The sequence below is a fragment of the Nocardia flavorosea genome (assembly GCF_015477805.1).
GTDB classification, from domain to species: Bacteria; Actinomycetota; Actinomycetes; order Mycobacteriales; family Mycobacteriaceae; genus Nocardia; species Nocardia flavorosea_A.
Genome location: NZ_JADLQL010000002.1, coordinates 1357386 through 1379616 on the forward strand (window position 1 = coordinate 1357386; position 22231 = coordinate 1379616).

Consider the following 22231-nt stretch of genomic DNA (forward strand, 5'->3'; position numbering starts at 1 on the left):
TTCAGCCCGTTTCGTCGAGCGGCTGTAGAACCGGTTCGGCCGAGCGGGCGTCGCGATGTCCGGCGATATGTGAGCACGACTGCGCGCGGATCGCCTCGCGCCGATCACCCCTGACGCCGCCAGGTACGGGTCCGGTGCAGAGTGGTACCAGGGTGAGGAGGGCCGGCCTCGGCGGGGGAAGACCGTCCCGTGACCGAGCGGCTGGTCGGGCCGGGCGAGAGCTACCCGGTTCCGGCGATATGGTCGCGGGCTCGACAGCCCCTCGCGGAACTCGACGCCGGACGGCTCACAGCGGTGTGCGCATCAGCAGGACGTTGTACTGCCGGTGCACCGTGAGCAGGAAGTACAGATCGCTGCCGGTCTGGTACGGGAAGATCATGGGCGCGTAGGCCGTGGGCAGCGCAGCCGCCTCCACCAGGACCCGCGGTGTGCTCCAGGGGCCCTGCGGGGTGTCCGCCGTACGCAACACCACCGAGTTGTGCGGGTCGGTCGTCAGCATCACGTATTTGCGCAGGTGATCGTTCCACTGCACCGACAGTTCGGCAACACCCTCGACGATCGGGGTCGCCGCCAGTGGATCGTTCACCTTCCAGCCGCGGCCGTCCCAGTACTCGTAGGCGTCGATATTCGCGATATCGGCTTCCCGCACCCGGGATATGTAGCCGGCGTTGGCCCGCCCGGCCGCGGTGCCGTACCGGTACACGTACCCATCGGCCTTCACGAACGCGTTCTGTTGAAACCGTTCGTGGCCGCCGACATTGGCCCGGCGGGTGGTGGGCAGCTGTGCCCAGGTCCGGCCGCCGTCACCGGATGAGGCGAGAGTGGAGAAGTTGGTGGTCCACTTACCGTGGTCGCCCCATTCCTTCACCGACATCATGCTCATGTACTGCACCCCGCCCACCGCGATTCCGGCGGTGGGTATCAGGCTGATCTCGATACCCGGGATCTTCGGGCTGGGCAGCGGGTTCGGGACCGCGCCGTCGAAGACGATGCCCTGCGACGGGTCCTTGGTGCGGCTGTGGAACAGCACATTGCTGCTCCAGGCCCATGCGCTGCCGGCCAGCAGGTTGGGGACACCGAGTCCCGCGGAATCACCGAATGCGGTGATCATGGTGCCCGCGCCGTCGTCCCACATCACCCCGAGATCGGTGCCGAGCACGTTCACCCGCTCGGTGTGGTTGGGGCTGTCCATCCCGGTCACCTGGAAGACGGCCTGGGTTTCGCCGGGTAGCTGCGGCAGGCCGCGCGGCTGGCCGTTGATCCCGGGGATGGGGTTCACATTGTTGGGGTCCGCTGCGGCCGGACCGGCCAGGACGAGTGCCGCGGTGGCACCCACTATCCCGGCGCGCACGAGTACGGACAGCGGGCGGCGAGTCATTCTCGGTGTCCTCCTGCGGAACTGCGCGGTTCTGCGCGCTATCTTGCCACGGCAGTGGCGCCGGCGTGCCGGGCCGCGGCGCCGAACCACCGTGGGATCCGGTCGAGCAGTTCCTGCTGCTCGTCTCCGGCCCAGGCCACATGCCCGTCGGGGCGCAGCAGGACGGCGGGCACGTCCAGGTCCGCGCCGGGATCGACGACGTGGTCGATACGGTCGGCCCAGCCCGTAACGGACAGGTTGCCGGTCCGGTCCAGCAGCAGGCCGCGGCCGCGGTGCGTCAGCCGGTACAGGCGTCCCTCGGTCAGTTCGATATCGCGTAGCCGCTGCCCGAGTAGTTCATGACCTTCGCCGAAGTCGTAGCGGATATCGAGCGCGGTGATCTTGGCCAGCAGGTACCGGGTCACCTCGGGGAAGTCCATCAGTTCCGAAAGCAGCCCGCGCACCGCCCGCGGACCCGGCTCGTCGGACAGCAGCTCCGATTGCGCCCGGGTATTCGCCAGTACGCCCGCGGCCACCGGGCGCCGTTCGGTCTGATAGCTGTCGAGCAGGTCGGCCGCCGCCCGGCCCGCGAGGGTGGCCGCGAGTTTCCAGCCCAGATTGAATGCGTCCTGGATCCCGAGGTTGAGCCCCTGCCCGCCGAGCGGCGGATGGATATGCGCCGCATCCCCGGCCAGCAGTACCCGCCCGGACCGATAGCGTTCGGCCAGCCGGGTGGCGTCACCGAATCGGGACAGCCGGCGCGGTGAATGCACCCCGAAATCGGTACCGGCGACGGCGCGCAGCTGCCGGGCGAAATCGTCGAGGGTCGGCGGCACCGATCGGTCGGCAGCCACCTCGGCCGCGGGCACCAGGACTCGGTAGAGACCGTCGCCGAGCGGCATGAGACCGAAACGGTGTTCTGTTTTCCGTACTTCGGTCATCACGGTGGTGATGGTGTCCGGGGCGGCGGTGACCGCCATTTCGCCCAGCAGCGCATCCGTCGTGGACGGTTCGCCGGCAAATTCCACTCCGAGCAGTTCGCGTATCGTGCTGCGCCCGCCGTCGCAGCCGACGAGGTAGCGCGCCCGTAGCCGGGTGCCGTCGGCGAGCTCGGCGGTGACTTCCCGGTCGTCCTGCTCCAGCCCGGCCAGTTCGCAGTCGCGCCGGATATCGGCACCCAGTTCCTGCGCACGTTCGGCCAGCAACCGGTCGGTGATCGGCTGCGGGATACCCAGAATGTAGGGATGGGCGGTGTCGAGCCCGGCCGGTACGGCTTTGTCGATACCGGCGAAATGGCTGCGTAGCGGGTATTTCTGCCCGTGGGCGAGGAAACGTTCCAGAATCCCGCGCTGGTCCAGTATCTCGATACTGCGCACGTGTAGTCCGGTCCCGCGGAGGAAATCGGACGGCTCGGCGTCCTTTTCCAGCACGACTACGTGCACACCGTGCAAGCGCAATTCGCAGGCCAGCATCATGCCCGTGGGCCCGCCGCCGGTAATGATCACATCGAACATGTATCGCCCGTCCCCTCGAGTTCCGCGGCTCGTGCCGCGTGCCGTTTCGAACCTGTTTCCGCAGATAGCGGGGGTTCGGCCGGATATTCTGCGGCACCACCGGGGTCTTGCCGCAAGACCCCCTGTGCGATATATGTTGAAGAGGGGAGGAACACAGGAACTGGCGGCCCGGAATACCCGAGCCGCCAGTCGGAGAGCGATTTCTCAGCGGATCAGAACGCCGCCTCGTCCAGTTCCATGATGTCGTTGTCGAGGTTCGACAGGATGGTGCGGGTAGCGGTCAGCTCCGGCAGGATATTGCGGGCGAAGAACTGTGCCACGCCGACCTTGCCCTGGTAAAAGGTCTTGTCCGCACCTTCCGCACCGGCATCCAGCGCGGCGCCGGCGACCTCGGCCTGCCGCAGCAGCTGCCAGCCGATCAGCAGATCGCCGACCGAGAGCAGGAAGCGCACCGATCCCAGGCCCACCTTGTACAGCTCGTCGGTCTGCTCCTGCGCACCCATCAGATGTCCGGTGAGCGTGGCGGCCATGGCCTGCACATCCTCGAGCGCGGTCGCCAGCAGCTTGCGCTCCGCCTTCAGCCGGCCGTTGCCCGCCTCGGAGTCGATGAACTTCTGGACCTGTCCGGCCACATGCCCCAGCGCCACACCGCGGTCGCGGGCGATCTTGCGGAAGAAGAAGTCCTGCGCCTGGATGGCGGTGGTGCCCTCGTACAGCGAGTCGATCTTGGCGTCGCGGATGTACTGCTCGATCGGGTAGTCCTGCAGGAAGCCGGAACCGCCCAGGGTCTGCAGCGATTCGGTGAGGTACTGGTAGGCCCGCTCCGAACCCACACCCTTCACGATCGGCAGCAGCAGATCGTTGACGCGGGCCGCGAGATCGGCGTCGGCACCGGAAACGGCCGCGGCGACATCGGCATCCTGGTGAGCGGCGGTGTAGAGGTACACCGCGCGCAGGCCCTCGGCGTATGCCTTCTGGGTGGCGAGACTGCGCCGCACATCCGGGTGGTGGGTGATGGTGACCCGCGGCGCGGACTTGTCCGACATCTGGGTCAGGTCGGCGCCCTGCACGCGCTGCTTGGCGTAGTCCAGCGCGTTCAGGTAACCCGTAGACAGGGTGGCGATGGCCTTGGTGCCCACCATCATCCGCGCATGCTCGATGACCTCGAACATCTGCGCGATGCCCTTGTGTACCTCGCCCACGAGCCAGCCCTTGGCCGGGACGCCGTGGCCACCGAAGGTGACCTCACAGGTGGCCGAAACCTTCAGGCCCATCTTGTGCTCGACATTGGTGACGAATACGCCGTTGCGCTCGCCCAGTTCGCCGGTTTCGTGGTCGAAGTGGAACTTCGGTACGAAGAACAGCGACAGGCCCTTGGTGCCCGGGCCGGCGCCCTCCGGGCGGGCGAGCACCAGATGCATGATGTTCGGGAAGAGATCGTCGGAATCGGCCGAGGTGATGAAGCGCTTCACACCCTCGATATGCCAGGAGCCGTCCTCCTGCTGGACCGCCTTGGTGCGGCCCGCGCCCACATCGGAGCCGGCGTCGGGCTCGGTGAGCACCATGGTGGCGCCCCAGCCCTGCTCGACGGCGATCTTGGCCCACTTCTTCTGCTCTTCGGTGGCGTTGTTGTAGAAGATATTCGCGAAACCGGGGCCGGCGGCATACATGAAGGCCGCGGGCTGGGCACCGAGGATCAGTTCGGCGATGGCCCAGTAGGCGGCGCGCGGAACGTCGATACCGCCCAGCTCGGGGTCGACGGAGAAGGTGTCCCAGCCGCCTTCCTGCAGGGTCCGGTAGCTCTTCTTGAACGACTCGGGCAGGCTCACCGTATGGGTTTCGGGGTCGAAGACCGGCGGATTGCGGTCGGCGTCGGCGAAGGATTCACCCAGCGGGCCTTCGGCCAGGCGACGCACCTCGTTGAGCATCTCCTTGACAGTGTCGGCGTCCAGGTCACCGTAGGCGCCGGACTCCAGGATCTTGTCCAGGCCGAGGACCTCGAAGAGGTTGAACTCCAGGTCGCGGACATTGCTCTTGTAATGACCCATTGTGATACTCACTCTCCGTTGAGTCGGGTGCGGTCGGTGTGGTTAGCCGTTCCCGCCCGTTGTTGCCACCGGGTAGCTACCGGAACGCGGCAGGCTACTCGCGGGTAACTTACTACCTATATTACCGACGGGTAAGGCCGGCGGCAAAGGGTCCCGCGGCATTGTGATGAGCGGAACAGGTAGCAACCCGGTGACCTGTGTAAACGAGACCCGAGAGGGCTTGTCGGGCCGCTTTCACGCGTGGTACTTCGGAATGGGAGCACCGGTGCCGGTGCTCAACAGCCGCGGCAGGCTTTTCGTGATGTAGAGGGTCCAGCCGCGCGAGCAGGCCGCGAAGCATTCCGACCCGCCGGCGGTCAGCCCCTGGTGCGTGAACTGCAGCGTCGTGCCTTCCGGCGTCGCGGTGATGTCGAAGGCGACCCTCGTATCGGTCCATTCGGCACGGTCGTCGACGAAGGTGAGATCGCAATCCGCGACCCGCCGGCTCACCGAGGTGAGTCCGGGCCTAAACCACTGGCGCGCGCCGCCCGGCGCCGGCGGTGGGAGCTCTCGGTGAACCCGTACCTGACTGGATAGGGTGAGGTGTGCGGATCGAGACGAGCGTCGGCCCGGCGGAGGCACAGATCGACCATCCGGACGAGCCTGAGTTCCTGCTGGTATTCACCCATGGCGCGGGCGGCGGGGTGGACAGCCGCGACATTCTGACGGTGCGCGATACGGCGCTGGCCGCGGGCGGTGTCGTGGCCCGCGTGCTGCAGCCCTACCGGGTGGCCGGCCGCCGTGCGCCCGGTAAGCCGGAGCCGCAGGACAGGGCCTGGGGCGAGCTTGTCGCCGCCCTGCGATCCGAGCTCGGCCCCGACCTGCCGCTGATCCAGGGTGGTCGCAGCAACGGGGCGCGGGTCGCCTGCCGGACCGCCGGTGAACTCGGCGCCCGCGGCATCGTGGCGGTGTCCTTCCCGCTGCATCCGCCCGGGAAACCGGAGAAATCCCGGCGTGCCGAATTACTGGCCGCCACACCCGCCGAGGTGGTGGTGATCAACGGAGGTAGCGACCCGTTCGGCATCCCGGACCCGGCCGACGCGGCCGAGGTCCGGGTCATCGCCGGCCAGCCGCATTCCTTCAAGAAGGGATTCGACACGATCGCCGAAACACTCGCGCCCTGGTTCCGGCGCTGGAGTAGGTGAGGCCACCCGGCGGCGGGATCCGGGAGCTACCGAGCCGGTTTGGTGGCGACCACGAGGGCGTCGATCGCTTCCCCTGCCTCGGTCGGCCGCAGGATCTGCTGGGCGGTGTCGATCCGGAGACCGCTGTCGTCGCCCAGGTCGGCGACCACATCCTCGGGAGTGAACAGGATTTCCGGATCCTGCGGCCCCCCGTGCCCCCGCTCCGGGTTCGCGCTGTCGTGCCCGAGTACCAGCAGCATCCCGCCGGGGGCGAGCAGCCGCGCCGCTCGCCGGACCATCTCGCGACGCTGCCCGGCCGGGAGATGCAGGAAGACCATCAGGACCAGTTCGTACGGGCCGCCGATATCCACACCCGGTTCGGTGAGATCGGCGCACTGCCAGGTGATCCGCTCCCGGATCGACCGGGCCAGCCGCGTCGCCACCGTCCGGCCCTTATCGATCCCGACCTGGGAGAAATCCACCGCGTGCACCTGCCAGCCGTGCGTGGCCAGCCACAGCGAGTTGCGGCCCTCTCCACAGGCCAGGTCGAGTGCGCGCGGTAATTCCGGGACCGTGCCGTCCGGCCCCGGAAGCAGCGGTATCCGCCGGTCGAGTCCGTGTACGAACTCCACCACCGTGTTGTTCGGCGGTGCGCCCCACACCAGTTCGCTCTGCACATACCGCGCATCCCATTCGGCCGCGTCCATACCGGCCAGTGTATGGACGCGGTCTCCGGTTCGTACCGCCTTCGGCGCCGGAGGTCATCGGTCCGCGGGTTCGGGCAGCCAATGCACCGGCGAGGTCTCGCGGATGTGGACGAGTACGTCGAAGGCTGCTGCCAGGGAACTCACCTCCAACCGTGCCGCCTCGTCCGCGGAGGGGTCGTACACGCCGCTGATCACCCGCATCCGTGCCGGTGCCGCCTGCCATGCCCGCACCTCCGGCGGCGCGTCGTCGCGGAGATCCACGAAATAGGCGGGCAGGTCCACGCCGGCCAGATCGGCGTCGACGAGGTCCGGGTGCGGCTCGGGGGCGATTGCCGTGCCCAGATCGCCGTGCCGGAAACCGATCGCCACCGAGAGGTAGCCGGTGCCGAAGTATGCGCGCAGCCCGCTGCCTTCGCTGTGGAACCGGGTTTCGGCCGGGCCGAACCCGCTGTCGATGCCGGCAGTGTGGGCGATCCCGTCCCAGTAGACGATTCGCGCACCGGTGCTGCGATGGTGATCGATGATCGTCCGGGCGGGTTGTGGGTCGTCGCTGCCGAAGCTGCCGCGGCCGGCCACGCTGTTCTCGTGGAAGGCCACGATCTGCCGGGCGCGCCCGAGTGCGGTCGAATACGCGGCGGCGGCCTCGGCGCCGGTCGGTTGCGCAAGTGTGTGCAGGAGCGTGAGCGCCGCGCGGGCGTGCTCGGCGAACGGGCGTCCGGGATGGATGCCCTGGTGCCGCTGGACGTGCTCGTCGACCCGGTGCGCACTGCGGATCGGGGACAGATGCGCGGCGAGTTCGCCGGCGCGGTCCGGTGCCCAGCGGTGGGCGTAGGCGAGCACCTCGTCGTAGTCGGCGGGTTCGGCGGCGGCCGGCCGGATACCGAGCACAGCTACCTGGTCGCCGGGGTGGTCGCTGTTGTAGGCGCGCAGCCATTCGAGCGTCCCGACGGTTTCGGCCGTGCGCAGGGGCCGCCAGGCCGCGGCGAGCGCGGTGTGCGGATCACCGCTGCCGCCGCGTACGTAGGCGTCGAGCCGGGCGGCGGAACGGGCACTGTCCTGGATGGCGAGTGCGCGGAAACCGTGCTCGGTGACCAGGGTGCGCAGGATCCGGTCGCGTATCCCGTAGCTCTGCCGCGAGAATCGGGTGGATTCGCCGAGGCCGACCACGGTGGCCGTGGCCAGGTGGTCGGTCAGCGTTCGCAGGTCCGGGCCGGTATCGGCGGCATCGGTGGAGGAGACGGGCTGTGCATTGTCGCGCAGCCACCGGTGGACCGCGTCGGCGGTATGGGTGGAGGGAGAGGGGGTCACGCCGGGCTCCTGGTGGTCGGTCGGAGTGGTCGCGACCCAGCCTCTTACCTCAACTGTTGTTCAGGTCAAGGGGTTCGGTCAGAGTCGAGTGCGCATCAGGACGACGTTGTACTGATTGTGGACGGTGGTGAGGAAGTACAGGTCGCTTCCGGTCTGATACGGGAAGATCGACGGCGCGTACGCGGTCGGCAGTTCCCGCGCGTCGATCAGCACCCGGGGCGGGCTCCACGGGCCCTGCGGGGCGGGCGCGGTACGCATCACCACCGAATTGAACGGGTCCGTGGTGAGCGAAACATACTGCCCCAGATAGTCGTTCCACATCACCGACAATTCGCCGACCCCGTGCATGATCGGTTGCGCGGCATTCACGTCACCGTGTTTCCAGTGCCCGCCGTCCCAGTATTCGTAGGCGCCCAGATTCTGTATATCCGCCTCGCGGACCCGGGATATGTAGGCGGCATTGTCGCGACCTGATGCCGTGCCGTAAACGTAAACATAGCCGCCGTCTTTCACGAACGCATTCATCTGGAAATTACGGTTGGCGCCTTCGTTCGGCCGGCGGGTGAAAGTCAGATCGGCCCAGGTTTCACCGTTGTCGGCAGATGCGGCCAGCCCGGAGTAGTTGGTCGTCCATTCGCCGGGGGTGTCCCAGGTCTTCACCGACATGAGGCTCATGTATTGCACGCCGTTCACCGAGATACCGGCGGTAGGAATACGGCTGATCTCCAGGAACGGGATCTTCGGACTGGGGATCAGGTCACGGGCCTGGCCGAAGACATCACGCACCACACTGTCGAAGTAGATACCGTTGCGGGGGTCGCGGGTATGGCTGCGGAGCAGTACGTTGCTGCGCCACGCCCACATACTGCCGGAGAGCAGATTGGGGAATCCCACGCCGGCGGTATCGCCGAACGCGGTGAGCATTTCACCGTGCCCGTTGTCCCACATGATGCCCAGGTCGGTACCGAGCATGTTGTAGTTGTGGGTGTTGTTCGGGCTGGCCATACCGGTGACCTGGAAAACGGCCCGGGTGGCCCCGTGCAATTGGGGAAGCCCATGGGTGCCGTTCAGCACCGGAATGGGGTTGATGGCGTTGGGATTCGCCGTGGCCGGTGCGGTAGCCGCGAGAATTGCGGCCGATGCGCCCGCCAGCAGAGATATGAGTATGGATCCGGTTCTTTTCAAGTCCGTCGGACCTCCGGGTTGCGTCGAGAATCGCCGCGTAAAAACGTGGGAACCTCGGGATCTGTGGCACGGCGTATTTCGACTGGCTGGCAGATCGCGGTCATGTTAGCAGTGGATATGGGTGAATCAGAGGCATTGCGCAACGGTTCTGTGCAGGTGTCCGGCGGGTAGACGGCGTTGTTGCCGAATCGTCACCAGCGGTGAGTCCGGCTGACCGCCGCCCACGGACGCCGTAGACGCCTCCATGGTCTAATCGAGAAGTTAACCGTGCATTTCAGCGGTTTACTTCAGCGAGGAAGCGGAGGACGTATGCTGCCAGCCGGAATCGACCCGCGCACACCGGTGCTCGTCGGAGTCGGGCAGATCGTGCATCGGTCCGGTGAACAAGGTCTGCCCGGGGCGGTCGAACTCGCGGCCGAATCGCTGCGCCGGGCCGGTGCGGACAGCGGCACCGGCGATGCGCTGCTGCGATCGGCCGATGTCGTGGCCGCGGTCGCCACGGTCAGCGGTTCCTACCCGAACCTCGCCGCGACGGTGGCCGCGCAACTCGGCGCCTCCCCGAAAAGGACCCTGCAATCCGCGCCCGCCGGTGGCGACGCTCCCCAGCGGCTGCTCAACCTGCTCAGCCGGCAGATCGCCGAAGGCAAATCCGATATCGCCCTGATCTGCGGCGCGGAATCGGTCGCTTCACTCAACAAGGCCAGGAAGACCGGTGTCGACCCGGGCTGGCCCGAACAGCACGAGAACTCGGTCCCCGACGAGATCATCGGCGTCACCGACGCACCCAGTTCCGCCATGGAAACCGCGGCCGGGCTGTGGGGGCCCATCTATATGTACGCGCTGATCGAATCGGCGATGCGCAACCGGCTGGGTCTCGACCAGCAAACCCAGCTGGCGCGTATCGGCGGCCTGTGGTCGCGGTTCTCCGAGGTCGCCGCCCGCAACCCCTACGCCTGGATGCCGACGAAACGGACCGTCGCCGAACTCGTCACCACCGGACCCGACAACCGGATGGTCTCCAGCCCGTACCCGAAACTGCTGATGGCGAACCTGACGGTCGACCAGGGCGCAGGTCTCATCCTGTGCAGCGCCGCCGCGGCCGATGCCGCCGGGGTGCCCCGGGAGCGGTGGGTCTTCCCGCACGGTGGCGCCACCGCCACCGAAACCTGGTTCGTCTCCGAACGCACCGATATGGCCGCCTCCCCGGCGATCGCCGCCGCCGGCCGGGCCGCGCTGACAGGCGCGGGGGTCGGTATCGACGATATCGCCCACATCGATCTCTACTCGTGCTTCCCGGTGGCCGTACAGGTCGGCGCCGCTGCGCTGGGGCTGCCGATCGACGATCTCGCGCGCCCGCTCACCGTCACCGGCGGCCTCACCTTCGGCGGCGGTCCGGGCAACAACTACAGCACCCACGGCATCGCCACCATGGCCGGGATCCTGCGCGACAACCCCGGCGACTACGGGCTCACCACCGCGCTCGGCTGGTACATCACCAAGCACGGCGTGGGTGTGTATTCGGCGAAACCGCCGGCCCAACCGTTCCGCCCGGTCGAGGCCGAGGTGCCGGTGGCCCGGCGGGAGACCGCCCCCGGATATACGGGCCCCGCGGTCATCGAGGCCTACACGGTCCCGCACCGCCGGGGCGAGGCGGGCGACGAACCCGAAGCCGTGGTGGTCAGTGCGCTGAACCCGGCCGGGGCACGCATACTGGTCCGGGCGACGGACAGCGAAACCGTCGCCGCCTGCACCACGGGCGACCGGTTGGGGGCTGCTATCGACATCACAGCCGCCGACCGTTTCATTCTGCGCAGCGAGAGGACAGCCTGATGACCGATACCGTGCTCCTGGACCGGTGCGATGCGATAACCGTGCTCACCGTCAACCGGCCCGCGGCGCGTAACGCCATCGACCTGGCGACGGCGAAGGCCATCGAGGCCGCGATCGACGAATTCGAGGCCGACGATACCGCGCGGGTCCTCGTGCTCACCGGGGCCGACGGGAACTTCAGCGCCGGAATGGATCTGATCGGGATGACCCGCGGCGAGTTCCCGGTGACCGAACATCGCGGACCGCTCGGTATCGCCGCGAAACCGCCGGCCAAACCGATGATCTCGGCGGTCGAGGGGTTTGCGCTGGCCGGTGGTTTCGAACTGGCGCTCGCCGGCGACCTCATCGTCGCTGCCCGCGACGCGAGATTCGGTATCCCCGAGGTGAAACGCGGACTCGTCGCGGCGGCCGGCGGTGTCATGCGCCTGACCCAGCGCCTGCCGCGCAGTATCGCGGCCGAACTGGCGTTGACCGGGGGCCGGATCAGCGCCGAACGGCTGCACCAACTGGGGCTGATCAACCGGGTGACCGATCCCGGTGAAGCGCTCGAGGTGGCGCTGGAGTTGGCGGGTGAGATCGCGGCCGCCGCGCCGCTGGCGGTGGCGGCCAGTAAGCGGATCATCGACGAGACCCCGGATTGGAGTGTCGCCGAGGGCTTCGCGAAACAGGGCGAGCTCGCGATTCCCGCGATCACATCGAAGGATGCGGCCGAGGGTGCGCTCGCATTTGCGGAGAAGCGCGACCCGGTGTGGCAGGGCCGCTGAGGTTTACCCGGGCGATCGATCGAGGATCACGCCGGCGCAGGCGGCGGGATCGTCGTAGAACGGCGTATGCCCGCTGCCTTCCAGCGTGACGTGGCGGGCGTGCGGAAGTACTTCGCGGGCGCGCCGGCTCTGGGTCTTGTAGGTGAGCAGGATGTCCCGGTTACCCCAGGCGATGGTTACCGGGAGATCCGCCAAGGCGGCGGGGTCGGCGAGTTCGGCTTCGGTGAACGAGGCCAGCGCCGGGGAGAACCCGAGCGATTTCACCGCGCCTTCGGCGGTGTCCAGGGCGGTCTGCGCGTCGACCGCCCAGGGTTTACCGAAGACCAGGCTCAAGAACAGGGTGCGTCCGGCCGGTGTGCCGAGCACCTTCGGCATCGCCGGGCCGAGGAGGCGGCCGAGTTTCTTGGACTGCCCCAGCGATTGCTGGCACCAGACCCGCCCCGGGGTGTCCCAGAAGAAGATCGGGGAGAAGGCTGTCACCGAACGGGCCAGGCCGCGGGCTCCCAGGTTCAGCGAAATGCCGCCACCCATCGAGTTACCCGCGAGATGCGGCCGGTCGAGCCCCTGGTCGGCCAGGAAATCGGCCAGGGCGTCGGTCAACGTGTCCACGGTGGTCCGGGGTAGCGGCGCCGAGCCGCCGAACCCGGGCAGATCGACCGCGATCACGTCGAAATGCTCGGCGAGAGTCGCGATGACCGGTTCCCAGACCTGCCATCGGCTGCCTACACCGTGCACCAGGACGAGGGGTTCACCGCGGCCTTCGCGATGGTGGTTGAGGTTTGTCATACCCGGCTCTCCGATCGGCACCCGAACTGCGGAATCACACTAACAGCAGGCGGGGGCCCTCAGTTCGGTTCGGAAGCCGCCGCAGCGATCGCCCCGGCTGCGGTCCGGAAGCGGGCACGACAGAACTGTGCTCGGGGTGATCCCAGTAAGACGTAGGCAGCTCCACGGCGCTTATGGATACCCGGTCGCGGCCCACGGCGTTCGAACAGGACCCGGCATCCCGGTGGGCCTGCACCGACGACCGGTGTGAGTCTTCTCGAAATATCACCCTACGAGTTGCGGCACGCGTGTGACTGCGACTACACACATGCGTGGGCGTCACGCGGACGACCGTGGGACGATCCCCCGAGCACCGCGGCGTCCAGGTGATACATCTGAGAGAGGAACCCGGTGCGGAAGACCCTTTTTGCCGCGACCCTAGTCGTTCTGCCGCTGCTGGCGGCCTGCGGTAGCGATACCGAATCCGCGCCCGCGCTCACCGCGGCGGACCTGTCGAAGGCCATGCAGGAGAAAGGCATCAAGGACCCGGCCTTCGCCGACTGCGCCGCCAAGGTGTACGTCGATGAAGGTATCTCCCAAGAGGGCCTGCAAACCATGGCCCGCAACGAGTCCGAAGCCCAGATAGCCGATCCGGAGACGCTCGGCCTGAACCCCGAGGACAACGCCAAGGCCAAAGCGGCGATCTCCAAGATCGTCGACCAGTGCCTCGGGAACTCGTAGCAGCCGGCTCGGGAAACGCCGATCGGGCATCGTCGGCCGCGCGGTAGTAGACCTCCCCGGTCTACGGCCGTGAGCCGGGCCATCGCGCTGCCGCTCGACCGGTGCCACGCCTGCCACCGCGGAACCACGAGGCTGTTAACTGTTCGGCGGTATCGATGCGGACAGTCCACCGCGATGATCGCGACCCGACCGCCGTGGTGGAGGTGCCCGACGAATGTACCGACGGTTGCCCGTGCCTGCGGGCAGCCTCGGCCTGAGCCTGCTCGGCACCGACCAGCAGAATTCCGGCATCGAAGCCTCGATACAGTCGTTCAATTCAGGGCCTGCCGAGGGAGAACGGCACCGCTTTCGAGGATCACATCGGCGCCCAGCACGTCGGCGATCTCGGCGAGTGCGTGCCACTCCCGTGCCGCCCACACGTCCTCCGCAGTGAGATGCGGTACGACGACGACTTCGGCACGATGTTCGAACGCGTGTCCGGCCGCGATCATCACGACCAGGCGCGGTACGGCGGAATCGGTGACCGCTGTGAACACGACCCGAAGTTTGTGCAGGTGAATCAGCCGTTCGAGTTCGACACCGTCGTCGTCGGACCGGCGGAGCACGACCGCCCGCCTACCCGGCATCCCGCGCCACTTCCACATCGGCGCAACGCAGTCGATCGATAGCGCGGTGCCACTCATCGCGGACCAGTTCCTGGTCGCCCGGTGTCGGCCGGCCGGGAACAACGTCCGTCTCCAGCGCGCGAATTCCCTTAGCGACTCGCTCGAGAAGCGCCATATCCGAACATGGTTCGGCGTCCGGGAGTTGTACGGCCCGGCCCAATCGCCTATTTCCAGGCGGCCGGACGGACTTGGGTCGCCGCTCGTGCATATGTCCCTCTCCCTAGCAAAGTGTCGGTATACCGACACCCGGCGCCGGGGCGGTACCGCCACACGTCCTCCATCGGCCGGGGCGTGCCGGGCTATCGACTCCGGCGCACCCGACGCCGGGGCGATACGACGTTAAGCAGCGGTTATATGCCGAATGTTCGACAATTGTTCGAAGAATGCGTGTTACCGTTGGGCATGACGAAGGGCGCGACCGTCGGCGAACGAATTGCTCAGTGGCGCAAGACCAGGGGGCTCACTCAACACCAGCTGGCTGTCAGGGCCAACGTATCTCGCTCCATGCTTGCGCAGGTGGAGACGGGAGCATCGTCCGCTTCGACAGTATGGGTCGGCGCGGTTGCGAACGCGCTACAGATCGATGCATCGCGCCTGCACGGGGACGATGAGCCCGAGGCGCTTTCCGAGGTGTTGCCGACGCTCCGGCGGACGCTCGCGGCGACCGATCTTCTCGACCCGAGCCTCGAACCCGTCCCCATGGACGAACTCCGGCGGTTGTCGCAGCGAGTCGGGCGCTGGCGTATCGACGCCCGATACCGCAAGATCACCGAAGTGCTGCCGGATCTCGTCGACGCGTTGCTCGTCGCGGGCGAGGAATCCGGCCGTCCGGCCTACGCGCTGCTGACCGATGCGTATCGTGCCGCGAACACGGTCGCCCACAAACTCGGATACGCCGACCTTTCCCTGACAGCGACAGAACGTATGGAATGGGCCGCGACCAGGTCGGGCGACCCGTTACTACTGGCCACCACCCACTACGTCAAGGCGGCGACCCTCGCGCGCGTCGGCGCCTCGGCGCACGCGCTGCGTCTCCTGGATCGGTCGATCGCCGATATAGAGCCACTCGTCGAGGAAGATGCGACGGCCGCCGCGGTGCACAGCATCTTGCATATGCGCGCAGGCACCATCGCGGCAGCAACCGGAGACGCGGATACCTCGCGCGGACATCTCGACGCCGCCGAGCGGCTCGCTGCGAGCTTTGGTGACCGAGTCGTCTACGGCAGCCCGGTCGGTCCGACGAACGTCCGGCTGTATCAACTATGTGCCGAGGTCGATCTCGGCGAGCCGGGCCGGGCCGTCTCGATCGCGAAAGCTACCCGGCTTCCTCCGGATATGGCCGCCGAGCGCCGCGGGTATTTCTGGGTGGATGCCGCACGCGCGCACCTGCTCGCCGGTGACCCGGACGCGGCAATCGGAGCGCTGTTCGAGTCGCGAGTTGCGGCTCCGGAGCACTTCCGGGCGAGTTCGGCCGTGAAGAACGCCATCCGTACCACGGCACGACAGCAGCGCCGGGCGAGCGACAAACTACGCACGCTCGCCAATACGGCCGGAATCGAGCTGTAGACCGGTGTATGGTCTCTCGGCCACGGGCGGTCTCGGCGTCAGAGCGGGTCGAACCTGCGTCGCGAATCGGAGGACGGCTTGCGGTCGGTAATGACAGCTGTTGATGATGGGGTACTCCTGTACGTCGGCGTGGCAGGAGACGGACCGGTTGTTTTGGTGCTGTCGGGTGGGCACGATCCTTTCCCTATCCAGAGGCCGACGCAGTACACGCCGCCTGGCTCGGCAAGCAGAGCACGTCTGGATCATCGTTCCTGTTGATTCCATGCTGATACGAGCAATCGTTGTAGGTTCTGCGTCAGTTCAGCGTCGTTCGCGTACATTTTCAACCGGGCCAAGGTCAGTTCGTAGCAACGGTCATCCGCACGTTCGCCGATCACCCAGACGACTACTACGGTGCCGTCTCGCTCGACCTGATAAACGATCCGGTACTGGCGGTCGCCGACGACGAGCTTGCGTAGACCGGTGAGGTTTCCGCCGGCCTTGCTGCCGAGCGGTTGCCCGCGCTGCTCCGGTTCCGTCTCCAGCTCTCGCAGTTTCCGCAACACTCGTATCTGCGCAGAGCGATCGAGATCCCTGATGTCTTCCTTTGCCTCATCTGTGAGGACTACTTTCGCCATGTCAGTCGTCGGTCAGCGAGATCCCCAATTCCGTGGCGACGTCGTCTAGATCGTGGCGATTTCCGTTATCGGTCATGATGCGCGACAGCGCGATGATCAGCAGCCGCATATCCTGCTCCCTCTCGTCGAGATCCTGGATTCGGTCGATCAGTTCTGGGCTGACGATCGCGGCCACAGGGCGGTTGTTTTTCATGACCAAGAAGCTCTCGCCGTCGGCTGCAGCCGAAACGTATCGAGAAGTGTCCCGGCTCACCTCGGTGATGCCGACGAAATTGCTGGTTGGGATGCTCACCATCTGTCCGCCCTCTCCCGCCATCGTTCGGACTCTCACTGTACGCGGGATTGTGATCACTATTCTACATACAATTATTCATCTGAGATCCGCCGCATAGAGTCGTTCAGGACCCGGTTGCGGTGGCCTGGGATTGTGTATGCAGGTGGGCGAAGCCTGCCATGAGGCTCGGGGACGCCTCGTCGCTGGTCCCGACATGAAGGGGCCGGCAGGACTCGAAGTGATGTGCGAACTATCGCGAATGCGAGGGTGGAGCCGGTGACGGGAATCGAACCCGCGCTGTCTGCTTGGGAAGCAGATACGACAGCGATTTCCACCTGCGCCTATCTCTCGATTTCCCTGGTAGACACCAAATTTGTGCGTCATGCGATACCGCACGGTACCCGGCCATAGGGTACAGTAATAGGGTACAGCTTCCGAGGTAACGGCACGATCGTGCCAGTTTTAAGCGGCAAACGACTCGCACACCTCGGCCCTCCATTGACCGCGGGGTGATCGCGATGACCGAACGAGAAAAGTACCGGACACCCGGGAAGCGCCGGCGGCGGACCAAAGGTGCCGGCGCGCTGTTCCAGCGCAAGGACGGGATGTGGATCGGGAGAGTGGAGGTCCCCGATGAACTGGACCCGAAGCGGTACCGCTCCCAGGTGTCCGCAGCGGACAAAGCTATCGCGCTGGAGAAGCTGGAGCAGTTGAAGCTCGACATCGCCCAGGGGGTCGAGCAGATCAAGATGGGCGTCACGGTCGAAACCTGGATGCTGCAATGGGTCGAGCACAAGAAACCCCATCTCGCGCCGAAAGTGTACAAGTCATATCTGGCGACAGCCCGCCAGCAGATCATCCCGGCCATCGGAAATGTACGGCTGCCGCACCTCAAACCGGCTCATATCCGGTACCTGGTCGAGTATTGCACCACGGCGACCAAGGAAATCGTTGTCGATGGCGAGAAGCAGGCGGTGCCGAAATGGAAGTCCCGCACCATCCAGGTCGCTTACGACCGGATCAAGCAAGCCCTGGACGACGCGCGCAAGGAGCGGCCGCCGCTGGTGCGGGAGAATGTCGCTGAGCTGGTTCCGCGGCCGAAGGCCGTATCGGAGGAGATCCCTCACCACACGGCGGAACAGGCCCGGGCCGTCATCTCCACTGCGCTGCACAGGCGGAACCCGTACGTCTCCTTGATCGCAGCCCGGTACCTCACAGCGATGCGTCGCGGTGAACTTCTCGGCCTGGAGGAGGACCGGATCGACTTCGACAACCTCACGATCGACAAGTCGTGGCAGCTGCAATGGCTTCCGCTGAAGGAGGGGATGAAGTACTCCGACGATCCGGATCGGTACGACGCACCGAGGGATTACGAAGTCCGGCCGCTGTACTACGGCGCCGCTCTGGTGCGCCCCAAGTCCCGAAAGTCGTATTTGATCCCGATGCCACCGGAGCTGGCGGCGATCCTGCAGGTGTATCTGGAGACCCGGGAGCCGAACGAGTATGGCTTGGTGTGGGCGTCGGGCAAGGGGAAGCCGATCCAGTTCGCGAGTGACGCGGAGCTGTGGGAAGACGCGCAAGCTGCGGCGGAGGTGCCGATCATCCCGGGGCACGGCGGCCGGCATACGGCGAACAACCTGCTGGAGATACCGGAGGATGACCGTATGAAGATCCTGGGGCAGTCGACGGTGACGGCGAACCGGATTTACAGGAAAGTAAATCTGGATCGTGCGCGAGCGGGAATGGGTGAGTTCTCGCGGCTGCTGCTGCCCGAGGTGATCGTCCCGAAAGAGTTGCGCCGGTAAGTCGCGCCTCAGGAGTCGTCGGCGTTCCTCTCCCTGATCTTCTGCAACACATCTAGTGCTCGATCGGGGCTCTTTCCTATCTCTTTCGACAATTCGGGCATGACAGCCGACAGATTCCCGAACCCGTCCGCACCCCCCGCCCATTCGAATGCCACCCGCATCGCAGCTGCATGGAGACGAGCAGCGTGACTCACCAACACCTCAGGGTTGTCGCCAGCTGCAACGTCTTCCAATGCGACGTACACACTGCGTGCGCGGTCGACGAGTTCTGAGATATGCCGATAGGCGACTGGTCTGCCATCGGGGACCGTAGTAACCCTGATAGGTCTCACCATCAAGTCCGGGATAGACGCGGTTTCTCCGGTGGGTGTCACCTCTGCAGCCGACGGCAGGGGGGCATTGAATTCGATGCTGGCGATTGCTTCATTAAGCAAGCGGTCAAGCGCGCCGGCTGGCCACTGAAGTGCGGACTCGATCTTTGCGCGCGATTGGTCTCGCGGCCACCGTTCCCCCTTTTCCAGCGATCGCACAGTTTTCGGATCGACGCCCGCCCTCTCAGCTAGCAGAGCTTGTTCCATGCCAGCAGAGTTCCGTCTGCGCTGAACCTCAAAACCCACACGTCGGAGGGCATCCTCGCGTTGCATGTCTCCATCATGAGGGGAAGTTAGGGGAACTTCAAGCTGAGTGTTACCTACAGTCCTAACGGGGTGCGTGCCACAGCGTTCCTTGGGGTAGGAAGGGGGTGCATCGAGCTCGGGTACCTATTCCTGCAGGCTGCCGACCTGGGAATTCGAGCCAAAATCCGCCCATAGTCACACGACCAACCCTTTCATAGCCGGACCGCGCCCAATGTGACGTTGCTCACGCCCAAACGGAAGGATTTACGGGAATATGGCCGCTGAGCTGGCGTTATGCAAATACGGCAACTTCCGCTCGAGCGCCAAGTGTCAGTGTCGACTGCTACGGTATCCATGTGAGTTGAACGGTCACCGTACGAGCTCCTACCAGAGTAGCCCGCCTCAGCATAAAACCAGCAACTCACCTCGAAGTTCTGAGTCGTCATCGTGAACTTCGTTGCAAGTGTTCCACCGGACAGCCGAGGTGGCATCGAGCTTACGCCCCCAGGCCGCCAAAGACAGCAGCAGCACCCGCAATTCCGCCAAGAGTCCCGGGTGCCGCTGCCCACCTATAACTCCATTCCCAGAAGGAGACGGAGCGTGCCCCAACATAGCAGCTCAGCTCAATCAAACACCGATCTGATCGGTGAATTAGTCCCGGTCACAATTCCGGGCGCCTCCACGCCGATCCAGACCGATGGCAAGCGGCTCGCCGCACTGCGGCCCATGGTCGAGTCTCTCGGCCTCGATTACTCCGGCCAGCTCCAGAAGCTCAAGGGGAAGTCGTGGGCAACTGTGGAGAATTTCTCCACAGTTGGCGCGGACGGCAAGGCACGCGACATGGTCGGTATCGATCGTCGAACCGTGACGATGTGGCTGGCCACCCTCGACGAAAGCCGCGTCCGCGAGGAGCACCGTGCGAATCTTCGCGCATACCAGGCCGAGGCCGCCGACGCGCTCGACGCCTATTTCCACGACGGCGGAGCGATCAACCCAAGCGCGACCGTCGACGAGCTCGAACGTCTGGCCGCACGATCCCGGACGCAAATGGAGGTCATCAAACTCGCCCAGGGCATCATCGACTCGAAGCACCTGGAAGCCAAAGCCCGGATCGTCCTCGCCCGCAGCCTGGGTGAGACGCCGGAACTCGATCCCACAACCCGCCCGCTGTACGCGCAGTCGTACTTGGGCGAGAAAGGGCTCAGCCGGTCCGAGGTGAAGTCCATCAGCGGCGTATTCGGCAAGCGCGTGAAGGCGGCCTACGTCCTGAAGTACGGGGTCGATCCGAAGAAGTACCCGCTGGAGGCCGAGAACGGCCGGATCGTCGATGCCAACGCCTACACCGAGGCGGATCGTCCGCTGATGGACGAGGTCTGGAACACGTACTACGCGGGGGTGCAGGCATGAGCCCCACCATCGAGCGGCCGACCCCCTGGGCTTGGTGGGCCGAACCTGGCGAAATCAAGGTCGGCAGCCAGACCGTACTCGTCGGAGGTGCGAGCGTCCAGAACGGTTCCGATATCGCAGCGCTGGTGGTCTTGGCGCACGGCTGGTCTGCCGACGTCACCCTGCCCTTGGAACAGCTCGACGGGCTGATCGCGGCGCTGAACGGTGTCCGGGACGCCCTGGCCACCCCCGTGGACGGTGCGGCGTGACCACTATCGATATCAGCTCGCTTGTCGCCGATGCGGTGGATAAGAAGCTCGCGGAACTCGTGGTGGACCGCCGGCCCATCGCGCTCGACCTCAAGGCCGCCATGGACTATTCGGGGCTGTCCAAGACGTCGCTGAACAGACTGCTCGCCGAGGAAAAGATCGTGGCGCGGAAAGAAGGCGTCAAGAATCTGTTCCTCCGGGAGTCGTTGGACCGGTACATTAACTCGCTGCCCGCGTGGGGGTCCCGGTGACCGCCTACAACAGTTTGGATGCGCTCAAGTACTTGGCGCGCCGGATGCGCTCGACGGTCGACTGGACGACGGACAGCATGTGGGCCAGCCTCTCGGCGGAGTCCGGTCTGAGCCTGGATATCGAGCTCGACGCACTGGGTCAGCTGGTCACGGACATGGACTCGTTGCTGGGTTCGGTTGCCTTGGACTGGGACCGGTACAGCGACGGACGACCGGTGACCACCCGGGTCGATATCGAGTTCGGGCACCGCTATGAGCACTTGTGGCATCCCGATCCGGCGCAGAACAAGGCCGAGGTCCTGAACGGTAGGCGGCTCGCCGATCCGGGTGAGGACCGCGGCTCCTGGGAGATCCACATCAGCCCGCCGTCGACTCTCCACGTCGTCCTGCTGCCGCCGAAGCCTGCGCTGCGCGCGGTCCCCGCGGAGTAACACCCTCCAACGACGAAGGCCGCCCCGACGAATCGGCGGCGGCCTTCCCTCCCTACCACTCCAGCCGGCCACTACCCCGGCGGAGATTCACTCCAGATCGGAGCTTATCAGTGACTGATCAAAACCACACCCCCCGCACTGTGGATGTGCGCTGCGGCGATTGCGGCAAGCACCTCCCGGGCTGGCAGTACAAGCCGATGTTCGTGCAGTGCCTCGACTGCGCTGAGGTCGCCGACACGATGACTGCCGACACCGCTCGACTCGTGGCAGGCGTGCATCAGCAGCTGCGCGACGCGTTCGCTCAGTCCGGCCGGACCGTGCCCGAGGTCGAGAAACTGACCGGGATCTCCCAGGAGCGTGTCTCCGCGCTGATCGACGGCCGTGTCACGGCTACGGTCTCCGAACTCCTGCGCCTGGGTTTGGCTTTCGGACACAACGCGGCCGATTGGTTCCGTGCCGAGGCGGTGAACGAGTGACCACCATCTACGAGACGGCGGCCGTCCTCGGCATCGAATTCGATAGCCCACTGGGCCACATGGACATGCGGGGGCGGTGGGTCGAAATCGGCTCGCTGGTCCTCCCGTCCGAAGGTGGGATCCGTGTCGTCCCCCGCTGCGGCGTGGATGAGGACAACCGCGTGAAGCTTCTCTCGAAGGCTGTGGAGGTAGCGCTCCACGGCCGCGGGGAGCCGCCGATATGGCGGTTCGACGAGCGGATCGGGTGGGTCGCCTGCGTGAAGGTTCGCCACTGGCCCCCGAGGCGGAAGCAGGAGCGTGAGTTCGCCCTGGAGATCCTGACGGCATATGGGCGGAACCCGAAGGAGGCCCGCCTTCACCAGAGCTTCTATGTGGACCTGGGCCGCAGATGCTCGCTGTCGGCCGCCGAGATCGGCGAGTGCCTGGGGCTTTCCGTGAACGAGGTTTGCCGCGAGCTCGCGGCTGGAGGTCAGTGATGTTGACGCGGGCGCG

At 66.0% G+C, this 22231-nt stretch carries 24 protein-coding genes and 1 tRNA gene; 12 read left to right on the plus strand and 13 right to left on the minus strand.

The window, feature by feature from the left end; translation table 11 throughout:
- Positions 1-286: 286 nt before the first annotated feature.
- The 4 genes from IU448_RS14990 to IU448_RS15005 all read right to left on the minus strand — a co-directional run bounded on the left by IU448_RS14990 (position 287) and on the right by IU448_RS15005 (position 5408).
- The gene (locus tag IU448_RS14990) at positions 287-1378 is read right to left on the minus strand and encodes a DUF4185 domain-containing protein (RefSeq protein WP_195056098.1); all 1092 of its coding nucleotides are present in this window, start codon (positions 1376-1378) and stop codon (positions 287-289) included.
- 38 nt (positions 1379-1416) lie between these two features.
- Entirely contained in the window at positions 1417-2871 is a 1455-nt protein-coding gene (gene rox, locus IU448_RS14995) for a rifampin monooxygenase (protein ID WP_195056099.1), read from the minus strand.
- Between the two features lie 212 nt (positions 2872-3083).
- The gene (locus IU448_RS15000) at positions 3084-4919 is read right to left on the minus strand and encodes an acyl-CoA dehydrogenase (RefSeq protein ID WP_195056345.1); all 1836 of its coding nucleotides are present in this window, start codon (positions 4917-4919) and stop codon (positions 3084-3086) included.
- A gap of 234 nt (positions 4920-5153) precedes the next feature.
- Positions 5154-5408, minus strand: coding sequence for an SRPBCC domain-containing protein (locus tag IU448_RS15005; RefSeq protein ID WP_195056100.1), 255 nt, complete (start codon positions 5406-5408; stop codon positions 5154-5156).
- A 95-nt stretch (positions 5409-5503) separates the two neighbouring features.
- Between IU448_RS15005 and IU448_RS15010 the strand changes: the two genes are divergently transcribed.
- Positions 5504-6103 (plus strand): alpha/beta family hydrolase, encoded by a 600-nt coding sequence (locus IU448_RS15010; RefSeq protein WP_195056101.1) that lies wholly within the window; start codon positions 5504-5506, stop codon positions 6101-6103.
- Positions 6104-6129: 26 nt separating this feature from the next.
- Here IU448_RS15010 and IU448_RS15015 read toward each other — a convergent pair whose 3' ends face one another.
- The 3 genes from IU448_RS15015 to IU448_RS15025 all read right to left on the minus strand — a co-directional run bounded on the left by IU448_RS15015 (position 6130) and on the right by IU448_RS15025 (position 9282).
- Positions 6130-6789, minus strand: coding sequence for a class I SAM-dependent methyltransferase (locus IU448_RS15015; protein WP_195056102.1), 660 nt, complete (start codon positions 6787-6789; stop codon positions 6130-6132).
- Positions 6790-6843: 54 nt separating this feature from the next.
- Positions 6844-8097 carry an erythromycin esterase family protein gene (locus tag IU448_RS15020; RefSeq protein WP_195056103.1) on the minus strand — a complete coding sequence of 418 codons (1254 nt, stop codon included), beginning with the start codon at positions 8095-8097 and terminating at the stop codon, positions 6844-6846.
- 78 nt (positions 8098-8175) lie between these two features.
- Positions 8176-9282, minus strand: coding sequence for a DUF4185 domain-containing protein (locus IU448_RS15025; RefSeq protein WP_195056104.1), 1107 nt, complete (start codon positions 9280-9282; stop codon positions 8176-8178).
- A 309-nt stretch (positions 9283-9591) separates the two neighbouring features.
- Here IU448_RS15025 and IU448_RS15030 point away from each other — a divergent pair, with 309 nt between their 5' ends.
- Together IU448_RS15030 and IU448_RS15035 are read left to right on the plus strand one after the other, a co-directional pair.
- Positions 9592-11112: an acetyl-CoA acetyltransferase gene (locus tag IU448_RS15030; RefSeq protein ID WP_195056105.1), complete on the plus strand. Its 1521-nt coding sequence runs from the start codon at positions 9592-9594 to the stop codon at positions 11110-11112.
- Positions 11112-11876 (plus strand): crotonase/enoyl-CoA hydratase family protein, encoded by a 765-nt coding sequence (locus tag IU448_RS15035; protein ID WP_195056106.1) that lies wholly within the window; start codon positions 11112-11114, stop codon positions 11874-11876. The genes IU448_RS15030 and IU448_RS15035 overlap by 1 nt, the downstream gene beginning before the upstream one ends.
- Before the next feature lie 3 nt (positions 11877-11879).
- On the opposite strand, the gene IU448_RS15040 is transcribed toward IU448_RS15035, so the two are convergent.
- Entirely contained in the window at positions 11880-12662 is a 783-nt protein-coding gene (locus IU448_RS15040) for an alpha/beta fold hydrolase (RefSeq protein WP_195056107.1), read from the minus strand.
- A gap of 390 nt (positions 12663-13052) precedes the next feature.
- Here IU448_RS15040 and IU448_RS15045 point away from each other — a divergent pair, with 390 nt between their 5' ends.
- Complete coding sequence (locus tag IU448_RS15045; protein ID WP_195056108.1) at positions 13053-13382, plus strand: hypothetical protein; 330 nt, start codon at positions 13053-13055, stop codon at positions 13380-13382.
- A 311-nt stretch (positions 13383-13693) separates the two neighbouring features.
- On the opposite strand, the gene IU448_RS15050 is transcribed toward IU448_RS15045, so the two are convergent.
- Positions 13694-14065 carry a hypothetical protein gene (locus tag IU448_RS15050; protein WP_195056109.1) on the minus strand — a complete coding sequence of 124 codons (372 nt, stop codon included), beginning with the start codon at positions 14063-14065 and terminating at the stop codon, positions 13694-13696.
- Between the two features lie 384 nt (positions 14066-14449).
- Here IU448_RS15050 and IU448_RS15055 point away from each other — a divergent pair, with 384 nt between their 5' ends.
- Positions 14450-15613: a helix-turn-helix domain-containing protein gene (locus IU448_RS15055; protein WP_195056110.1), complete on the plus strand. Its 1164-nt coding sequence runs from the start codon at positions 14450-14452 to the stop codon at positions 15611-15613.
- A gap of 242 nt (positions 15614-15855) precedes the next feature.
- Here IU448_RS15055 and IU448_RS15060 read toward each other — a convergent pair whose 3' ends face one another.
- From IU448_RS15060 to IU448_RS15070, 3 genes are all read right to left on the minus strand, one after another.
- Positions 15856-16230: a type II toxin-antitoxin system RelE family toxin gene (locus IU448_RS15060; RefSeq protein ID WP_195056111.1), complete on the minus strand. Its 375-nt coding sequence runs from the start codon at positions 16228-16230 to the stop codon at positions 15856-15858.
- A gap of 1 nt (position 16231) precedes the next feature.
- The gene (locus IU448_RS15065; RefSeq protein ID WP_195056112.1) at positions 16232-16546 is read right to left on the minus strand and encodes a type II toxin-antitoxin system Phd/YefM family antitoxin; all 315 of its coding nucleotides are present in this window, start codon (positions 16544-16546) and stop codon (positions 16232-16234) included.
- Positions 16547-16772: 226 nt separating this feature from the next.
- Positions 16773-16843, minus strand: a tRNA-Gly gene (locus IU448_RS15070).
- Between the two features lie 179 nt (positions 16844-17022).
- Between IU448_RS15070 and IU448_RS15075 the strand changes: the two genes are divergently transcribed.
- Positions 17023-18309, plus strand: coding sequence for a site-specific integrase (locus IU448_RS15075; protein WP_195056113.1), 1287 nt, complete (start codon positions 17023-17025; stop codon positions 18307-18309).
- Positions 18310-18317: 8 nt separating this feature from the next.
- On the opposite strand, the gene IU448_RS15080 is transcribed toward IU448_RS15075, so the two are convergent.
- Entirely contained in the window at positions 18318-18953 is a 636-nt protein-coding gene (locus IU448_RS15080; protein WP_267467092.1) for a helix-turn-helix domain-containing protein, read from the minus strand.
- Between the two features lie 573 nt (positions 18954-19526).
- On the opposite strand from IU448_RS15080, the gene IU448_RS15085 reads away from it, so the two are divergent.
- The 6 genes from IU448_RS15085 (at position 19527) to IU448_RS15110 (ending at position 22215) form a co-directional block, all read left to right on the plus strand.
- On the plus strand, positions 19527-20333 hold the full coding sequence (locus IU448_RS15085; protein ID WP_324188603.1) for a phage antirepressor N-terminal domain-containing protein: 807 nt from the start codon (positions 19527-19529) through the stop codon (positions 20331-20333).
- Positions 20330-20581 carry a hypothetical protein gene (locus tag IU448_RS15090; protein WP_195056115.1) on the plus strand — a complete coding sequence of 84 codons (252 nt, stop codon included), beginning with the start codon at positions 20330-20332 and terminating at the stop codon, positions 20579-20581. Before IU448_RS15085 ends, IU448_RS15090 begins: the two co-directional genes overlap by 4 nt.
- Positions 20578-20832, plus strand: a complete 255-nt coding sequence (locus tag IU448_RS15095; RefSeq protein ID WP_195056116.1) for a helix-turn-helix domain-containing protein — start codon at positions 20578-20580, stop codon at positions 20830-20832. Before IU448_RS15090 ends, IU448_RS15095 begins: the two co-directional genes overlap by 4 nt.
- Positions 20829-21263 carry a hypothetical protein gene (locus IU448_RS15100; protein WP_195056117.1) on the plus strand — a complete coding sequence of 145 codons (435 nt, stop codon included), beginning with the start codon at positions 20829-20831 and terminating at the stop codon, positions 21261-21263. The genes IU448_RS15095 and IU448_RS15100 overlap by 4 nt, the downstream gene beginning before the upstream one ends.
- Before the next feature lie 110 nt (positions 21264-21373).
- Positions 21374-21739 (plus strand): helix-turn-helix domain-containing protein, encoded by a 366-nt coding sequence (locus IU448_RS15105; protein WP_195056118.1) that lies wholly within the window; start codon positions 21374-21376, stop codon positions 21737-21739.
- The gene (locus IU448_RS15110; protein ID WP_195056119.1) at positions 21736-22215 is read left to right on the plus strand and encodes a hypothetical protein; all 480 of its coding nucleotides are present in this window, start codon (positions 21736-21738) and stop codon (positions 22213-22215) included. The genes IU448_RS15105 and IU448_RS15110 overlap by 4 nt, the downstream gene beginning before the upstream one ends.
- The last annotated feature ends 16 nt before the right edge of the window (positions 22216-22231 follow it).